Source organism: Pseudomonas sp. FR229a (genome assembly GCF_030209115.1).
Lineage (GTDB): Bacteria > Pseudomonadota > Gammaproteobacteria > Pseudomonadales > Pseudomonadaceae > Aquipseudomonas > Aquipseudomonas moraviensis_A.
Genome location: NZ_JARVSP010000017.1, coordinates 103,941 through 121,398, shown reverse-complemented (window position 1 = coordinate 121,398; position 17,458 = coordinate 103,941). Strand labels below are relative to the sequence as shown.

The 17,458-nt window shown below is 56.2% G+C and carries 14 protein-coding genes; 8 read left to right on the top strand and 6 right to left on the bottom strand.

Annotated features, from left to right (window positions below):
- The 7 genes from tssI to QRN33_RS14270 all read left to right on the top strand — a co-directional run.
- On the top strand, positions 1-1,460 hold a 1,460-nt coding region (gene tssI, locus QRN33_RS14315; RefSeq protein WP_285409089.1), incomplete at its 5' end, for a type VI secretion system tip protein TssI/VgrG.
- The gene (locus QRN33_RS14310; RefSeq protein ID WP_285409087.1) at positions 1,450-2,193 is read left to right on the top strand and encodes a DUF4123 domain-containing protein; all 744 of its coding nucleotides are present in this window, start codon (positions 1,450-1,452) and stop codon (positions 2,191-2,193) included. The genes tssI and QRN33_RS14310, both read left to right, overlap by 11 nt.
- The gene (locus tag QRN33_RS26595; RefSeq protein ID WP_350310281.1) at positions 2,190-6,740 is read left to right on the top strand and encodes an RHS repeat-associated core domain-containing protein; all 4,551 of its coding nucleotides are present in this window, start codon (positions 2,190-2,192) and stop codon (positions 6,738-6,740) included. The genes QRN33_RS14310 and QRN33_RS26595 overlap by 4 nt, the downstream gene beginning before the upstream one ends.
- 20 nt (positions 6,741-6,760) lie before the next feature.
- Positions 6,761-7,099 (top strand): EndoU domain-containing protein, encoded by a 339-nt coding sequence (locus QRN33_RS14285; protein WP_285409085.1) that lies wholly within the window; start codon positions 6,761-6,763, stop codon positions 7,097-7,099.
- Positions 7,096-7,527, top strand: a complete 432-nt coding sequence (locus tag QRN33_RS14280) for a HEAT repeat domain-containing protein (protein ID WP_285409084.1) — start codon at positions 7,096-7,098, stop codon at positions 7,525-7,527. The genes QRN33_RS14285 and QRN33_RS14280 overlap by 4 nt, the downstream gene beginning before the upstream one ends.
- Before the next feature lie 148 nt (positions 7,528-7,675).
- The gene (locus tag QRN33_RS14275; RefSeq protein WP_285409082.1) at positions 7,676-8,296 is read left to right on the top strand and encodes a hypothetical protein; all 621 of its coding nucleotides are present in this window, start codon (positions 7,676-7,678) and stop codon (positions 8,294-8,296) included.
- A 290-nt stretch (positions 8,297-8,586) separates the two neighbouring features.
- Positions 8,587-9,381 (top strand): hypothetical protein, encoded by a 795-nt coding sequence (locus QRN33_RS14270; RefSeq protein ID WP_285409080.1) that lies wholly within the window; start codon positions 8,587-8,589, stop codon positions 9,379-9,381.
- Between the two features lie 141 nt (positions 9,382-9,522).
- Here QRN33_RS14270 and QRN33_RS14265 read toward each other — a convergent pair whose 3' ends face one another.
- The 4 genes from QRN33_RS14265 to QRN33_RS14250 form a co-directional block, all read right to left on the bottom strand.
- Positions 9,523-10,245 (bottom strand): tellurite resistance TerB family protein, encoded by a 723-nt coding sequence (locus tag QRN33_RS14265; protein WP_252881379.1) that lies wholly within the window; start codon positions 10,243-10,245, stop codon positions 9,523-9,525.
- Positions 10,246-10,524: 279 nt separating this feature from the next.
- Positions 10,525-11,082, bottom strand: coding sequence for a hypothetical protein (locus QRN33_RS14260; protein ID WP_042606925.1), 558 nt, complete (start codon positions 11,080-11,082; stop codon positions 10,525-10,527).
- Positions 11,083-11,087: 5 nt separating this feature from the next.
- Entirely contained in the window at positions 11,088-11,669 is a 582-nt protein-coding gene (locus QRN33_RS14255) for a ComF family protein (RefSeq protein WP_252881377.1), read from the bottom strand.
- 303 nt (positions 11,670-11,972) lie between these two features.
- Positions 11,973-12,158 (bottom strand): hypothetical protein, encoded by a 186-nt coding sequence (locus tag QRN33_RS14250; protein WP_016771524.1) that lies wholly within the window; start codon positions 12,156-12,158, stop codon positions 11,973-11,975.
- Positions 12,159-12,561: 403 nt separating this feature from the next.
- On the opposite strand from QRN33_RS14250, the gene QRN33_RS14245 reads away from it, so the two are divergent.
- Positions 12,562-14,190, top strand: coding sequence for a glucan biosynthesis protein D (locus tag QRN33_RS14245; protein ID WP_042606924.1), 1,629 nt, complete (start codon positions 12,562-12,564; stop codon positions 14,188-14,190).
- A 177-nt stretch (positions 14,191-14,367) separates the two neighbouring features.
- On the opposite strand, the gene QRN33_RS14240 is transcribed toward QRN33_RS14245, so the two are convergent.
- Both QRN33_RS14240 and recJ read right to left on the bottom strand, forming a co-directional pair.
- Positions 14,368-15,474: an NADH:flavin oxidoreductase/NADH oxidase gene (locus QRN33_RS14240; protein ID WP_041478189.1), complete on the bottom strand. Its 1,107-nt coding sequence runs from the start codon at positions 15,472-15,474 to the stop codon at positions 14,368-14,370.
- Positions 15,475-15,741: 267 nt separating this feature from the next.
- Positions 15,742-17,451, bottom strand: coding sequence for a single-stranded-DNA-specific exonuclease RecJ (gene recJ, locus QRN33_RS14235; RefSeq protein WP_065615862.1), 1,710 nt, complete (start codon positions 17,449-17,451; stop codon positions 15,742-15,744).
- Positions 17,452-17,458 lie beyond the last annotated feature (7 nt).

The window sequence follows — 17,458 nt, the reverse complement described above, 5'->3', positions numbered from 1 at the left end:
CCTATCAGCAAGACTCCGGCATGGTCGCCAGCAACCCGGTGATCAAGCGCTTCGACCTGCGCCTGGAAACCCGCACCAGCCGCACCACCCGCCGCGACTACGACTTCGAAAAACCGCGCCTGACCCTGGAAAGCGAGAACCGTGGCGACGCCCTGCCCGACCTTGAAGACTACGATTACCCGGGCCGCTTCATCGACCGCGAGCGCGGCAAGCATTTGGCCAAACGCGCCCTCGAACGCCACCGCAGCGACTTCCAGCTCGCCGAAGGCAAGAGCGATCAGCCACTGCTGGTCAGCGGCCATTTCCTCGCCCTGACCGAACACCCGAAAGCCAAGTGGAATGATCTGTGGCTGCTCACCGAAGTCCTGCACGAAGGCAAGCAGCCGCAGGTGCTCGAAGAGTCGGTGACCAGCGACACCACGGCGCTGAAAGACGATTTCCATCAGGGTTATCGCAACCGCTTTCAGGCCACGCCGTGGGACGTGCCCAACCGCCCGCCACTGCGCCACCCGAAACCGCGCATCCTCGGCAGCCAGAGCGCGGTGGTCACCGGCCCGAAAGGCGAAGAAATCCACTGCGACGAATACGGCCGGGTCAAAGTCCAGTTCCACTGGGATCGCGAAGGTCAGGCCGACGACAAGACCAGCTGCTGGCTGCGCGTCTCGAGCGCCTGGGCCGGCGCCCAGTACGGCGGCATCGCCATCCCGCGCATCGGCATGGAAGTGCTGGTCACCTTCCTTGAAGGCGACCCCGATCAACCGCTGATCAGCGGCTGCCTGTACCACAAGGAAAACACCGTCCCCTATCCACTGCCGGCGAACAAGACCCGCAGCACCTTCAAGACCCTCAGTTCCATGGGTGGCGGCGGTTACAACGAACTGCGCATAGAAGACAAGAAAGGTCAGGAACAGATCTACCTGCACGCCCAGCGCGACTGGGACGAAAACATCGAGCATGACCAGAAGATCCGCGTCGGCAACGAACGCCACGACACCGTCGAACAGAACAGCTACACCGAGTTCAAGGCCGAAGAACACCACACCGTCTACGCCGACCGCAAAGTCGAAACCCGCGCCAACGACCACCTCACCGTCGGCGTCAACCAGCACATCAAGATCGGTACCGGCCAGTTCATCGACGCAGGCCAGGAAATCCACCTGAGCAGCGGCATGAAAGTGGTCATGGAAGCCGGCGCCGAACTCACGCTGGTCGGCGGTGGCAGTTTTATCAAGATCGACGCTGGCGGCGTGACCCTGAGCGGGCCGGTGATCAACATGAACTCCGGAGGCAGCCCGGGAAGCGGGACTGGTGCGGCGCCGTTGATGCCCGGTGTGTTGAAACAAGCCGACGCCGACAAGGCCGGCCAGGTCCTGACCCCGGCGCAGATCAACACCCTGAAACGTAACGCGCCGTTCTGCGAAGAATGCGAAAAATGCAAGGCAGGTGCCTGTGCCATCTGAACGAATTTCCCCCAAGGACTGGCTGGCGCAACAGCCGCTGCAAAGCGGCGAGCGCCTGTACCTGATCATCAGCGCCGCCAGCGACGCAGACGCGCTGAAAACCCTGTACCTCACCGAACCCACCGCCCAGCTCCTGCCGATCTGGGGCGGCACGCCCTACTCCACCTGGCAACCGGTGATGCCCTACCTCACCGAGCTCAAACCGAATTCGGCCTTCCTGCCCTGGATCGCCGAAACTGATGCGCTGGACTGGGGCTGGCTGGCGGTATCGCGATCAGCGCCGAACGAAGTGTTCGAACATCTGCGCAGCCTGACGCAGGTGAAAATGCCGGATGGCACTGAAGTGTTTTTCCGGTTTTGGGATGGACGGCATATTTATCCGATCCTGCGGGGGCTTGGGGAGAAGGCTGGAGAAGTGCTGCCGATGTTTGAGCGGTATCTGATTAATGGACAAGCGCTGGAAGTGGGCACGCGGGTGGTGCCGAAGGTCAGGGACTGGCCGTGGTGGGAGGTGCCGAAGGGGTTGTTGGATGGGTTGATGGCAGAAAATCCATCGACCGTTATCGGCAACATGATGCAGTGGTTGCAGGAGGAACACGCCGATCTGTATTTCTCCGTTCCCGAATCGAACCTGAAACAAAAAGTGGCGCGCTTTGTTAAACGCACGCCACTCACGGAAGAAAACTTTACCGGGCTGTTGAAGGCCTATCTGGAAAAAGAGGTGGTGGTATGAGCGTTTTAATGGGCGGGATCGTTGGCGGTCTCACAGCAAAACAACCCGATGCTCAGGCCATCATCAACGACTTCAAGAAGTGCCTGAAGGATTACCGCGAGCATGCCGAAGCCTGGTACGGCGGCATTCTGGATGCGGAGCAGCAGTTCAAGGTCGGTGATGAAGTCGGCACGGCGGACAAGGACAGCAAAAAGGAAAACACCCTTTATGCCAACTGTCCTGCGAACGGCAAGCTGGTGTTGGTCCATAGTTTCGAGTCCGCGCGTTTCGTGCCGATCGGCAATACGCCAGTTCAACTGACACCGGTCGTCAATGGCCGCTTCATCGGCAAAAACGAAGTTGGTCCAACCATCAATAAAACCATTGATGCATCAGGGATTCTTGAAGTCTCTGGGCTTACTCCCAATCAGCAGTACAAAATCACCTTCTTCCCGAATCCGACGCCTGCCCAAATCGACAGTTTGTTCAACTCCTACCAAGGCGTGATCGGCGAGTTGGGCGGCTGGCTACAAACCGAATGGAGCACCAGTTTCCTGCCGCTTTGGCAGGCACACACCGATGCCTCCCTTGGTGGTCGCGCCTTGCAAGAGCTGGAAGCGGCTTGGGAAGGTTTCATGAAAGCGATCATAGGATTGTGGGGCGATATCAAAAGTCTCTACGACCTCATCGCCCATCCTCGCGAAAACTACGAGAAGCTGAAAAACTTTTTCACTGAAGAGCAGATCAAGAAGATCTACGACGCCTCTGCCGACGCTATTCACACTGCTTTATTGATCGCTAGCGATGAGCCGCTGATGTGGATATACGTCGCGGCCATCGTGGCCTGGGTGAAGATGCTGCCGCCGCAGACTTGCACCGAAGTGCTGGCGCAAATGTCGACAGAGTTCCTGCTGAACATTCTGATCGGCGTTGTATTGACTGGTGGTCTTGGCTTGGCCGTACGCGTGGGTACAAAAGCCGTCAAAGGGGTGCAAAGCAGCGGCAAAGTCATAAAGCTGATTGAAGACTTCACCGGCATGTTGATGAAAGTCAGCAAGTCCAAGGCGACGCCGCATACCGAAGCATCGAGGCCGTTGTTGCTCAATGGTGATTCGAAATTCAATCCGGCACGCAAAGCGGATGTTCAGATTGCGCCCCCCAAACCTGCAGAAACCGCGAAGGCGCCGGAACAGAAACACCCTGTCAGTGACGGGAAAGTGACTTCCGATGCGCAGATTCAGGCACGTAAAAAAGATGAGCCAGCCTCGCGCATCGAGCAGGTAGAGGCGGTCGACAACGTCCCCGAACAGCCGAAGAATCCAGCGAAAAAACCTGCGCAATGCGTCGACGACACATGCTCAGACGGCGAACCGGTATCGATGGTGACCGGTGAAGAGCTACTGACGCTCACCGATGGGGAGCTGGGTGGTCTGCTGCCTTTCGAGTGGACTCGCCTATACCGAAGCAGTGCAGTCGAAATTGATAGCCGCCTCGGCCATGGCTGGAGCCATTCGCTGTCTCATCGTTTGCAGATCGACGATGAGGGTGTGCTGTGGACGGACAACGAGAACCGGCAGACCCGTTTCCCGATGCCCACTGAACAGCGGCCGGCCATCACTAACAGCTTGGCTCAGGCAGCGATTTATCTAGGCAATGAACCCGGCGAACTCATTTTGACCCAGGCCGGGGCAAAAACCCGCTTCTACCATTTTCGCGTAGGTCGACTGACAGCGATCAGCGATGCTTACGAAAATCGACTGCACATCAGTTATGACTTTGTTGATCGTATCCAGCGCATAGATAACGGCGCAGGGCGCGCCCTATTGCTGCGCTACGAGGACAGACACATTGTTGCTGTCGACCAACAGCAACAACGCCCCGAATACAACGAGCGCGGCGAACGCCAGGACCCATGGCTGACGATTCATACCCTCGTCAGCTATCAATACAACGCACTCAATCAACTGGTTTCTTCCACCAATGCGATCGGCGAAACCGAGCATTACCGCTACAACGATCAGCACGTCATCCTCGAGCGAAAAATGGCCGGAGGCGCCAGCTTCTTCTGGGAGTGGGAGCGTGAGGGCAAGCTGTCCCGTTGCGTGCGTCATTGGGCCAATTACGCGCAGATGGAAGCGAGTTACGAGTGGGACGGTAAAGGCTCGGTCATTGTCCATAACGCTGACGGCAGTGAGCTGGTCTATGTGCATGACGAAAATGCACGCCTAGTCAGCGAGACCGCACCCGACGGTGGTGAAACGCAGAACGCTTATGACGATCAAGGTCGACTGATCGCCGTTAGAGATCCCATGGGAGCGATCACCGAGTATCAGTACAGCGATGCCGGACGCTTGATTGCGGTGATTCCACCGGAAGGTGTTCCGACGCGTTACAACTACTTCAACGGTCAACTTATTGATGTCCAGCGCGGCAAGGCCCGCTGGAAATACGAACGCAACCGCCAGGGCGACATTACCCAACAAACCGATCCTGACGGCAACGAGACCTTCTACAGCTATGACCGTCAGGGACGCTTGCTGGAGATCCGCCACCCCGACGGCAGTCGTCATCAATTGGGCTGGAACAACCTCGGCCAATTGCTGGAAGAACGCCTGCCGGATGGAGGTCAACGCAAGTATCGCTACGATGCGCTCGGCCGGCAAATCACTCGCCAGGATGAATTCGGAGCGATCACCCAATACCAATGGGATGCCGTCGACCGCCTCACTCAGGTCACCCTGCCCGGCGGCGCCACCCGCGCGTTCACCTACAATCCTTATGGCCGCGTCACCGCAGAGCGTGACGAGCTCGACCGCATCACCCGCTACGAATACGCCGACAACCTGCATCTGGTCAGCCGCCGCATTAATCCCGACGGCAGCCAACTGCGCTACCGCTACGACAACTCGCAACTCAACCTCACCGAGATCGAGAACGAGCGTGGCGAACGCTATCAACTCGATTACTACCCGAACGGTCTGATACAGCAGGAAACCGGTTTCGATGGTCGTCGGACTGCCTACGAGTACGACCTCAACGGCCAACTGCTGAAGAAAACCGAGTTCGGCGATGACGGTAGCGAACTGGTCACCGAATATCAGCGTGATGCCGCAGGCCGTTTGCTGGTCAAGACCTTGCCCGATGGTGAGGAGATTCATTACAGCTACGACGCACTGGGTCGCTTGGTCAACGTCGACGACGGCCATTGGCCCCTCGCTTATGAATACGACGTGCAAGATCGCTTGATCACCGAGCATCAAGGTTGGGGCACCACGCGTTACGCATACGACAACGTCGGTCAGCTCAGCCACTGCCGTCTGCCGGATGGCTGCACGCTCGATTACCGTCATTTGTCCGGTGGACGCCTGAGCAGCATCGACCTCAATGGCTCACGCCTGACCAGCCACCAGTTCAGCGCCGGTCGCGAACAACAGCGCCAGCAAGGTCTATTACTCAGCCAATACCAATACGATGAACAGGGCCGCCTGCAAGCACACAGCGTCAGCCAACGGGACAAACACCTGTTCCAGCGTTGTTACAACTACGATGCCAACGGCAACCTCGCCGGCATCGACGACAGCCGCAAAGGCAATCGTAGCTATCACTACGATCCACTGGATCGCCTGATCAGCGTACGCGGCGCTATGCCTGAGAGCTTCGCTCACGACCCGGCAGGCAACCTACTCGGACAAAATGACCTGCCCGTTGCGAACCTCGCCAACGTCAAAGGCAATCGTCTGCTGATGCAAGGCGACCGCCACTACGACTATGACGCGTACGGAAATCTGATCCGCGAGCGTCGCGGCACCGGCCAAAAGCTTGTCACCGAATACCGCTACGACTGCCAACACCGCCTGATCGGCGTCAGCCTGCCAGGCGGCAGCACCGCATCCTACAAATACGATGCCTTCGGCCGCCGCATCGAGAAAACCGTCGACGGCCACACCACTGAATTCCTCTGGCAAGGCGAACGCCTGATCGCCGAAAGTGCAGAAAATCGTTATCGCAGCTATATCTACGAACCGGGCAGCTTCCGCCCGTTGGCAATGCTCGACGGCGAAGGCCCGCTAAAAGCGGCCCCGTTCTACTACCAACTGGACCATCTCGGCACGCCACAGGAACTGACCGACTACAGCGGCGAGATCATGTGGTCAGCGAAGTACCGCGCCTACGGCAATCTCGCTGCACTGGACGTCAGCGAAATCGACAATCCGCTGCGCTTCCAGGGTCAGTATTTCGACGCCGAGACAGGCTTACATTACAACCGCCACCGCTACTACAATCCGGGCACTGGGCGTTTTTTGACACCGGATCCGATCAAGCTTGCGGGTGGGTTGAATAGCTACCAATACGTGCCTAACCCTACGGGGTGGGTGGATCCTCTAGGATTGAATACATGCCCCGGAGCCGGAGATAAAAATTCATCGGGTAACCGAACTGACCAAGAAGAACAAAAATCAAAAGTTGAGACGGCAGCCCCGAAGCTCCATATACCGGGCCGATCCCCAAGGCAATGCAGGACAAAATACTGTATGACACACGGAGCCCCGGCCATAATAAACCAGTAGGCGGCCATTCAGCGCAGGTTATGAACTCCCCAAAATATCAGTACGATATTGTCAGTACTAATAAGGACGGAACTACTAGCGTAAAAAACTTTAAAATGATTTTAGAGCGTAAGGATGGAACCATCGGCTGGTCTGCAGCAAAGTCTCCAAATAGACATACATTTGCGCCGAAATCCTGGAGTGACGCGAAAATTTTGAAAGTTACTGATGAGGTAGCAGCAGAGCCAGGCAGAGTGTTACGGAATGATCCCGGCGCGCTCGTGACCGAACACACCAAAATCGTGGACGGGGTTCAATGGCAGGTTATTAAAGAAAACGATGTCATCACTTCTTCATACCCTACGGGAGCAACTCCATGACGACTAGCAATGAAGAAAATCTTTATAAAAAGCTGTGCTCATGGATAGGTGAATCTGAAGATTCGCACTGGACCGAATACAGCACCGAGCTAGTTGCAAAAACGGTACTCATAGACTTCAACGACAAGGACTGGGAGGTCCTAAAAAAAACAATACTAAAAATGCCGGAATTCTGGCAACAAAGATGCGCCGTTTCACTTGGAGAAAATCGTACTGACCAAGCCATAGAGATTTTGAAAATTTTACTTTCGGAATCGAACTATAAAGATGTTAAAATTATTTCTATTTACGAGCTCGACTGGGCCGAAATACCGATCGAAAAAAAGTACTCCTACCATATAAAGGAGATAATAGACACCACACCAAAAAGCGAAATCGAACCAGAAATTTATAGCTTACTTGCAAAAGCGGAATCATCAGAAACATAATGAGAAACTTTACTAATTTTTTATACTAGAAAAATTATGAAAGCATCGCAGGTAGAGCACAACCACTGACTTACCAGAAAAAGCGCCAATACAAGACCTGTAACTAATAGAGGCAGTTATTTGATCAATTGGATGTCGAGAGAGCAAAATGAATATTTTCATTGATATTACAGAATCTTTTGGCGCAATCGATTTCGATAATGCAGGTGGAATCATATCCTACATAAATATTCCTCCAACTGAAAACACACAGGAAAAATTCCAAGTCGAAATGTTCAACTTCGTTCTCAACCTGTCTGACGAGCCGATAACATCCGCAATAGAAAGCCAAGATTCATCCTTTCTAGACAACATGGACGAAGATGGGTTCTTGATAATCGATAACGCAATTGTCACATTTGAAAAAATAAAAGGACACGAAAAACTAGTACGAATCTTAGACCAAACTCAAGATTACTTATTACACGACGTTTACAGACCTAAGTTAGAAGACAAAGACAAAATCTATGATATCGGCGGAAGATCATTCACATCACCTCAACTATTAATCAACCTTGCGATTATTTCACCAAAAAAAGTAACTCTTGAATTCCTCTCCTCAAACCATGCTTACATAGCAACATACGACGAACTGCGAAACGGTGCAGAAACTTTGAATTTACGAGCAAAACGTACGCAACCGCCAATTCAGGGGGTATTCGACACGGGTTACAGCAATCTGCACACGGCAAGTGATTTTGATGCAGGCTATCGAGTTTACAAATCATAGAAAAGAGACGACTCGACAACTAAGGGTGTTTGCCTTTTCAATGCCACGTCTCTGCAAAATTATTCGGTAAACAGGCCGCGCGCACGTAAATGTTTTGGCTGGAAAAAGCCAGCAATACATTACTTTTAAATGCAGTAAAAGAGCATTAAAACTACCGACAGCACTAAACAACCGCCCCCTTCGATGAAGAACTTAAGAAATTTTATCAGACCCCAGCATCCACATATAAAACTTAATAAGCCAGCGAATATGTCGGGTGAAAATTTAGAAATACTGAAGAACTCAATACGATGATCGTGCAGCAGGTTCTTGAAGCGCTCGATTCGGAGATGGCCACGTTTGTTGATGGCGTGCCTCCCGGCAGAAAAATGATCACCGCCATGGACGACGGTAACAACGGATTCGAGCGCGGCGCATTACTGTTGGACGACAAGGGGCATTTGCTCGCCGTAGGATTGGTCAATGGCCACTGCACCGTCAAGTCTCGTGAGGAAGCATTGACTTGTAACGATGCGCCGGAAACAGTGCTGACTATTTTCCAGCCAGAAGGCGCCAAGAAGGCTGACGCTGACTCTTTGGTCTCCTGGAGTAAGCAGTTGCCTCCTATGATGGCGCTGTGGGCGGAGAGTGATGACCCAGAACGCCGAGCCGCTGCGCAGAAGATTGCCCACGTTGAGTACATCGTGACTCAGCCGAAACAGGGAGCCTGGACTGCGGCTCAATTACCGTCCGATTTTCCAAAAGCGATGCTGGCATTGCTTCCGCAGCGAGCTCACCTGATTGGCGCCGGTGCTCACGGTGTCTTTACGACACCGGGTATGGAAGGCACGCCAATTGACGGTGATTGGGACAAAATAGCCGGACGCCCTCAGCATGAATATGAGGTCATTCTCAGGACTTTTACCGAATACGCGGATGTTATCGAGTTCTATCAGCAGCATGCGAAGGACGCCGAAGTCAGCGGCAACGAGCGCAAAGCACTGGTTGAGGGTCACATTGATGGTGGAACTTACAAGGTAGAAATCACTAATAGAACAGACGAAGGCACAGTAATCACGTTCTCCGCCTGGCGGCAGGAGGTCTGATTCGCGCTTCCTGCGGCAGCCAGACAGCTGTAATCACAGGCGCAAAAAGCAGATCTTTCTAACCGCGCTCAACTGTCGCTTTCCTCCAGTCTGCAGGCAAAAAAATCGCAGCCTAACACTGCGATTTTTTTAACGATAACTTTAAGCCCCCGCCAACCGCACCTGCCTCTCCAACTCCACCTTCAACCCCGGCTCCAATTTCAACTGCCGCGCCAGTTCATCCAGATAACTCTTCTCCATAAAATTCTCCTCATCCACCAGCATCACACTGGCGATGTACATCTCCGCCGCCATTTCCGGCGTGCTGGCCGCGCGGGCGACGTCGGTGGGGTCGAGGGGTTTGTTGAGTTCGGCGTGGAGCCAGTGTTGCAGCTCCTGGTCGTTGTCGAGTTTGGTGAATTCGCCTTCGATCAGTTCGCGCTCGCGCTCGTCGATGTGGCCGTCGGCTTTGGCGGCCGCGACCAGGGCTTTGAGGATTGCCTGGCTGTGCTGCTCGACTTGCGCGGGTGGCAGGCGGTCGAGGGTTTGTGGTTCGCGTTGGGGTGCGCTGCCTTTCTGGGCGTTGTAGTTGCCGTAGGCCTTGTAGGCCAGCACGCCCAGCGCGGCGAGGCCGCCGTAGATGGCGACTTTGCCGCCGACCTTGCGGACTTTTTTGTTGCCGAGCAGCAGGCCCATCGCGCCAGCGGCCAATGCGCCGCCGCCCGCGCCGGAGAGCAGGCCGCCGAGGCCGCTGGAGCCTGACGAGCCGCCGAGCAAGCCGCCCAGTCCGCTGGCAGCCGACTTGTTGGAAGCGCCACCAGTCTTGTTCTGCAGCATTTCCTGCCCGGACTTGAGCAGTTGATCGAGCAATCCACGGGTGTTCATGTTCCGTCTCCAAACAAGGGTTATCCGGATCTAAGGCCCTCAGCCTAGTTCGAAAGTGCCCGAACCCGCCCCGCGAGTGTGCTTCGAGATGTTGCTCAACCAGCAGCCGTGTGGGATGTACAGCCAATCAATCAAACCAACGACGGTTAACGTCTGCTGCTTACGCTGCGTCAAACCGTCATTTTGGTCTTCCGGCCCGGGGGGTATTCGGGTGCGTCGCCAACGCCCTTCGCGCCGGCTACCACACTCTGCCGAAATCATAAACCCCGAAAAGCATCATCAAAACAAAAGCTCTGCCTGATCGTGTTTCAACAAGGAAATACGATCGAACAGCCTGATTTTTTCGTTGGCTTTTTGCCTGGCGTGGTCGGACATGACTGCAATCAACTCCTCGAGCTGGCTGACATCTCCGACCACTTTGAATTGCTTTTCCTTGTTGACGAATACAAGAGACTTCTTTTTTCGCGATAACAGTTCAATGACATTGCTGAGCGTACCGGTACTCTTGGCATCCCAGATCATCAAGCCATAATCAGCCGCTTCGGCCATGACCACGTCTTTTTCGGTGAAAAAGGCTCTTGATCCCTTGGTATGTTTTGAGGCCACGGGCCTGGCGGGCCATTGCCCAAGGTTATTCCTGGGCACCGAGCCGCTGCAGAACACCGTTGTTCTGGAAGCTTCGAGACTCAGCAGGTACTCCTGAATGGAGCTATCAGCGCCACCCGCATCACCCACCACCACCTCAAAATCAGACGCAACGATATTATTGATGCGCTCTTTAACCTTTGGATCAAGGTTCTTGATGTTGATAGAGCCAGCAATAAATACAGTGGTCATTGAGTTCATTTCCAGGTTAGTGCCGCTACGTAGATCTTTCCGACCTTTGGATATTTACGTAAAACGGCGCAGGCCGCGTCCATCGACGCCCCACTATCAAACAGATCATCTACTACCAAAACATTCCAGCGCCCGTCAGTAGTGATTTCATCATTGATGCTAAAACTGTTTCCAATCGCAGCAACTTTCTCTGCTTTGGAATGCAGATCCTTGAGCGACTTTCCCGCCGCCGCCTTTCTGAGCAAATCCGAAAAAACCGGCCGCCCGATGATTCGTCCCAACGCCAGGGCAACCTCAGTCACCGGTTGTCGCTGACGGATATTCGAAGCTGGCATAGGCACTACAAACCCGACCTGGTCCAGTCTGGGGAACACATTCGTCGCTACGGCTTGAGCAAGTGGGCCGACCTGGTTCCAATCCTTCTGGTACTTGAGCTGGTAGGTTGCCTCACCTATCTCGGTACGCTGATTATCGAAACATGGGTGTCCGCGATCATCGTTGCCCAGAAAGGTACTACTTACCATGTGTTTGTCCAGCACCCAGCCCTGATCCCAAGGGCCGTTGATCTGCTTGAGGGATACTTTCATCGAATTCTCCGTTATTCATGACAATCTCTTAAGCCCTGAAACCAAGGGCCGAGCATCTGCAGCGACGCGCAAGATCAAACAAATAACGGAAAAAACACCTGCTAGGGGTGGTCACGCTGATGCCTGCACAAAAACAGGCATTTCCTACAGATACGACCTTCCTGAAAAACTCCCATTTCCTACGACATCATCCCGTTGCTGCCAAAAAACTGTGGCGAGGGAGCAAACTCCCTCGCCACAGGTCAGGTTGATTTATCCGTCCACCGTGGAAGCCAAATGGCTTTCACGGTGACTGCTTCAGCGCTAAAACCGCGAAACACTGCGCATCGCATCCACCAGATAGCGCATGGCGATCCGATCGCTCTCTGACAGCTCTCGATAACGCTCCACCAATTTCAATTCTTCGGAGTTGAGGCGGCGTCTTCTGCGCCCGCCGCCCAAGCAAGGGAAGATGCCTAACATTTCGGTGATGCCTTGTATTTTTGCCATGGACGATGTCCTTCTCTATTGAGTCAAGAAACTGCTGAACCTCACATCGCCCTGCCTCTTCGAGCAGCGTCGTGTGCCCCGCCGGCACGAAGGCTTGTATCCGGTCTTGCCCATAGAATAGGAATTAAATCGGCGTTGAAAAGTGGTTTTTAGAGTAATTAATCGAAAAAAGCAGATATGCCCTCTAAATCAGAGAGCCCTGTCAGAAAAATTACAGACATGTCTTGTTTCATTGCCAGATGACACGGTGCAAACAACCCTTTTTGCCCGACAATCGAACCGATTAAGCTAGCGGGCATCTGTTTATAGTCCGTTGCGTTTGGCCGAAGGCATGACCGAACCGTAATTTCCGATCCGACACGTGCCAGGAAAGGCGCGGGATTGCACACGACAGGTTGTATTTATGCACCGCAGGAATTTGCTCAAAGCGTCCATGGCCATTGCGGCCTACACCGGTCTTTCCGCGTCGGGCCTGTTGGCCGCTCGCGCCTGGGCGGCCAATGGTGGCGCCGCCGATGGCGAGGCTCAGGCCTTCGATTTCGAGTCGTTGAAGCGTCAGGCCAAGCAGCTCGCCAGCAATGCCTATCAGGATACGAAACAGGTATTGCCGCCGACCCTGGCGACCATGACTCCACAGAATTTCAACGCGATCCGCTATGACGGCGAGCATTCCCTGTGGAAGGAGAACAAAGGCCAGCTGGACGTACAGTTCTTCCATGTCGGCATGGGTTTCCGTCAACCGGTGCGCATGTACAGCGTTGATCCGAAGACACGCATGGCTCGCGAAGTGCATTTCCGTCCGGCGCTGTTCAATTACGAGAACACTTCGGTCGACACCCAGCAGCTCAAGGGCGACCTGGGTTTCGCCGGTTTCAAACTGTTCAAGGCGCCGGAGCTGGATCGCCATGACGTGGTGTCGTTTCTCGGCGCCAGCTATTTCCGCGCAGTCGACGCCACTGGCCAATATGGCCTCTCCGCACGTGGCCTGGCCATCGACACCTACGCGAAGAAGCGCGAGGAGTTCCCCGACTTCACCAAGTTCTGGTTCGAAACGCCGGATAAAAACGCCACGCGTTTTGTGGTCTACGCCCTGCTCGACTCGCCGAGCGCCACTGGCGCCTATCGCTTCGACATCGATTGCCAGGCCGAGCGCGTGGTCATGGAAATTGACGCGCACATCAACGCTCGAACCACCATCGAGCAACTCGGCGTGGCGCCGATGACCAGCATGTTCAGCTGCGGCACCCACGAACGGCGCATGTGCGACACCATTCACCCGCAAATCCACGACTCCGATCGCCTGGCCATGTGGCGCGGCAATGGCGAGTGGATCTGCCGTCCGTTAAACAACCCGGCGACGCTGCAATTCAACGCATTTGCCGACAAGGACCCGAAGGGCTTTGGCCTGGTGCAGACCGATCACGAATTCGCCAACTATCAGGACACTGTCGACTGGTACAGCAAACGCCCGAGCCTGTGGGTAGAACCTACAACCGCCTGGGGCGAAGGCTCTATCGATCTGCTGGAAATTCCTACAACCGGCGAGACGCTCGATAACATCGTCGCGTTCTGGACGCCGAAGAAACCAGTGGCTGCCGGTGATTCGCTGAATTACGGTTACAAGCTGTACTGGAGCGCACTGCCACCGGTGGGCACGCCACTGGCAAGGGTGCACGCGACGCGTTCTGGCATGGGCGGCTTCACCGAGGGCTGGGCGCCGGGTGAGCACTACCCGCCGGTCTGGGCCCGGCGTTTTGCCGTGGACTTCACCGGTGGCGGCCTCGAGCGCCTGCCACAGGGCACCGGGATCGAGCCCGTGATCACTTGCTCCAACGGCAAGGTGCAGGACTTCAGCGTGCTGGTGCTGGATGACATCAAGGGTTATCGGATTCTGTTCGATTGGTACCCGACCAATGACAGCGTCGAGCCAGTGGAACTGCGCTTGTTCATTCGCACCAACGATCGCACGTTGAGCGAGACCTGGCTGTACCAGTATTTCCCGCCGGCGCCGGACAAGCGTAAATACCCTTGAGGTTCTAAGGCGGCTGTTCTGGCGTCATTCGCGAGCAGGCTCGCTCCCACAGGGGTCCGCATTCCTATTGTGGGAGCGAGCCTGCTCGCGAAGAGGCCCGCCTGACAACGCAAACTTGTGCCGAATAGAAAAGCCCCGACCGTCACCGGCTCGGGGCTTTTGCTTTCCAGCCTTCAATCAATCACGCAAATCAGACTCATGAATCGGCTGATCGCGATGGGTCGCGCGTTGGTATTGCGCCGGCCACACCGCCTTGCGCCCGCCCAGATCGTCATCGGCGTGCAGCGGCCAGTACGGATCACGCAGCAGCTCGCGGGCGAGGAAAATGATATCGGCCTGACAGGTGCGCAGGATGTGCTCGGCCTGCGCAGGCTCGGTAATCATTCCGACAGTGCCAGTGGCAATGCCTGACTCCTTGCGTACACGCTCGGCGAAGCGTGTCTGATAACCCGGCCCGACCGGAATCTCCGCGTTGGCCGCAGTCCCGCCCGACGACACGTCGATCAGATCCGCGCCAAGGGTGTGCAGACGCCGCGCCAGCTCCACGGTCTCATCCGGATTCCAGCCATCTTCAACCCAATCGGTCGCCGAAACGCGGACGAATACCGGCAGTTCTTCCGGCCACACCGCCCTCACCGCTTCTGTGACCTGCAGCACCAGACGGATGCGATTCTCGAACGAACCACCGTACTGATCGCGGCGTTGATTGCTCAGCGGCGACAGAAACTGATGCAGCAGATAGCCATGCGCGGCATGCACCTCGACCACGCTGAAACCGGCCGTCAGCGCGCGTTTGGCCGCGTCGACGAAGGCCTGGATCACTTCAGCGATCTGCCCTTCATCCAGCTGTTTCGGCTGCGTATGCTGCGGATCGAAAGCAATCGGCGATGGCCCGACCGGGGTCCAGCCGCCATCTTCGGGTTTGACGCTGCCATGCTTGCCGATCCACGGCCGGTGAGTGCTGGCCTTGCGCCCGGCATGGGCCAGTTGAATACCGGCGACCGCGCCCTGGGCGGTGATGAAGCGGGTGATGCGTTGCAGCGGAGCGATCTGTTCGTCATTCCACAGGCCGAGGTCTTCGGCGGTAATGCGCCCGTCGGCAGTGACCGCCGTGGCTTCGGTGAAAACCAGCCCGGCACCGCCCACCGCGCGGCTGCCCAAGTGCACCAGATGCCAGTCGTTGGCCAGGCCGTCGACGCTGGAGTACTGGCACATCGGCGACACGGCAATGCGGTTGGGCAGGGTCAGTTGGCGAAGGGTAAAGGGTTCAAGCAGCAGACTCATGGGGCACCTCTCGAATCAGTGGGCAGGCTCCAGGGTTCTGTTTGAAAAGTCGACGAGTGACAGAAAAAGGGTGCAGCACCCGCCCCCGCGGGCAAAAATTCGACAAGACGTCACAAGGCCAATCAAGCAGTGCTTAGAGCCTAGTCGACAACCGGGAATGACGGAGGGTTCAGAGTAATTCAGTGTGTGAAAGGACACTTTCGCGAGCAGGCTCGCTCCCACAAAACTGCACCGTACCTGTGGGAGCGAGCCTGCTCGCGAATGGCGTCAGCGCGGTTCGATGTGAGCAATCATCAACTGCACAGTCTCGTTGCCACGAAACTCGTTAACGTCAAGTTTGTAGGCCAACTCGACCCACTGAATCGTCGGGTTCGGCCAGATATCCCGATCGATCCCAAACGCGATGCCATCGAGTTTCACCGAGCCGCATTCGCTTTTCAGCACCACTTTCAAATGCCGTTCGCCAACCACGCGCTGCTCGACCAGCTGAAACACGCCATGAAACAGCGGCTCGGGAAAATGCTGACCCCACGGCCCGGCGTGGCGCAAGGCGCGGGCCAGTTCGAGGTGGAACTCTTCGACGGCCAGCGTGCCGTCCGACAACATGCGCCCGGTGAGGTCTTCCTCGCGAAGTTGCCTACGCACTTCGGCGTCGAATGCCTCGGCGAACAGCGGAAAATTCTCCTGCGGCAAGGTCAGACCAGCGGCCATCGCGTGACCACCATATTTGGCGATCAGGTTTGGATGCTGCGCCGCGACCACGCTCAGCGCATCACGTATATGGAAGCCCTGCACCGAACGCCCGGAGCCCTTGAGCAAGCCATCACCAGCATCGGCGAAGGCAATGGTCGGGCGGAAATAGCGTTCTTTCATGCGCGAAGCGAGAATGCCGATCACACCCTGGTGCCACTCCGGATCGAACAGGCACAGACCAAACGGCATCGATTCGACCGGCAGATCCTTGAGCTGCGCCAGGGCTTCACGCTGCATGCCCTGCTCGATGGATTTGCGATCCTGGTTCATGCCGTCCAGTTGTGCAGCCATTTCCCGGGCCAGATTGGCGTCGCCGGTGAGCAGGCATTCGATGCCCAGACTCATGTCGTCCAGACGTCCTGCGGCGTTGAGGCGCGGGCCGACGATAAAGCCAAGATCGGTGGAAGTGATCCGCGCCGCCTCTCGCTTGGCAACTTCGAGAATCGCCTTGATCCCCGGCCGCGCCCGCCCGGCGCGAATCCGCTCCAGACCTTGATGCACGAGGATACGGTTGTTGGCATCCAGCGGTACCACGTCCGCGACGCTACCCAGCGCTACCAGATCCAGCAGCTCGCCAATGTTCGGTTGCGGTTTGCTCTCGTACCAGCCGAGACTGCGCAGGCGCGCGCGCAAGGCCATCAATACATAGAAAATCACCCCGACGCCGGCCAGTGCCTTGCTCGGAAACTCGCAGCCTGGCTGGTTCGGATTGACCAATGCGTCGGCCTGCGGCAGTTCATCGCCGGGCAAGTGGTGGTCGGTGATCAGCACTTTCAGCCCGGCGCGCCTGGCCGCCGCGACGCCTTCGACACTGGAAATGCCGTTGTCGACGGTGATCAACAATTGCGGTTCGCGGGTCAACGCAACTTCGACGATTTCCGGAGTCAGGCCATAGCCGTATTCGAAACGGTTCGGCACCAGATAATCGACATGCGCCGCGCCCAACAGGCGCAAACCGAGCACACCGACGGTGCTGGCGGTGGCGCCGTCCGCGTCGAAGTCGCCGACGATCAGAATGCGCTGGCGTTGCTCCAGTGCCGTCACCAGCAGGTCTACCGCCGCATCAATGCCTTTGAGCTGCTGAAACGGGATCAAGCGCGCAAGACTTTTGTCCAGCTCCGCCTCCGACTGCACGCCCCGCGCCGCGTAAAGCCGGGTCAGCAGTGGCGGCAGATCACCGAGAAAAGGCAGTGTGGCAGGCAGTTGGCGAGGTTCGATACGCATGGGGTGA

What these genes read in the sequence shown, in the direction of transcription:
- QRN33_RS26595 (WP_350310281.1), top strand. Translation starts at nt 2,190, where the DNA reads ATGAGCGTTTTAATGGGCGGGATCGTTGGCGGTCTCACAGCAAAACAA.
- QRN33_RS14285 (WP_285409085.1), top strand. Translation starts at nt 6,761, where the DNA reads ATGAACTCCCCAAAATATCAGTACGATATTGTCAGTACTAATAAGGAC.
- QRN33_RS14280 (WP_285409084.1), top strand. Translation starts at nt 7,096, where the DNA reads ATGACGACTAGCAATGAAGAAAATCTTTATAAAAAGCTGTGCTCATGG.
- QRN33_RS14275 (WP_285409082.1), top strand. Translation starts at nt 7,676, where the DNA reads ATGAATATTTTCATTGATATTACAGAATCTTTTGGCGCAATCGATTTC.
- QRN33_RS14270 (WP_285409080.1), top strand. Translation starts at nt 8,587, where the DNA reads ATGATCGTGCAGCAGGTTCTTGAAGCGCTCGATTCGGAGATGGCCACG.
- QRN33_RS14265 (WP_252881379.1), bottom strand. Translation starts at nt 10,245, where the DNA reads ATGAACACCCGTGGATTGCTCGATCAACTGCTCAAGTCCGGGCAGGAA.
- QRN33_RS14260 (WP_042606925.1), bottom strand. Translation starts at nt 11,082, where the DNA reads ATGACCACTGTATTTATTGCTGGCTCTATCAACATCAAGAACCTTGAT.
- QRN33_RS14255 (WP_252881377.1), bottom strand. Translation starts at nt 11,669, where the DNA reads ATGAAAGTATCCCTCAAGCAGATCAACGGCCCTTGGGATCAGGGCTGG.
- QRN33_RS14250 (WP_016771524.1), bottom strand. Translation starts at nt 12,158, where the DNA reads ATGGCAAAAATACAAGGCATCACCGAAATGTTAGGCATCTTCCCTTGC.
- QRN33_RS14245 (WP_042606924.1), top strand. Translation starts at nt 12,562, where the DNA reads ATGCACCGCAGGAATTTGCTCAAAGCGTCCATGGCCATTGCGGCCTAC.
- QRN33_RS14240 (WP_041478189.1), bottom strand. Translation starts at nt 15,474, where the DNA reads ATGAGTCTGCTGCTTGAACCCTTTACCCTTCGCCAACTGACCCTGCCC.
- recJ (WP_065615862.1), bottom strand. Translation starts at nt 17,451, where the DNA reads ATGCGTATCGAACCTCGCCAACTGCCTGCCACACTGCCTTTTCTCGGT.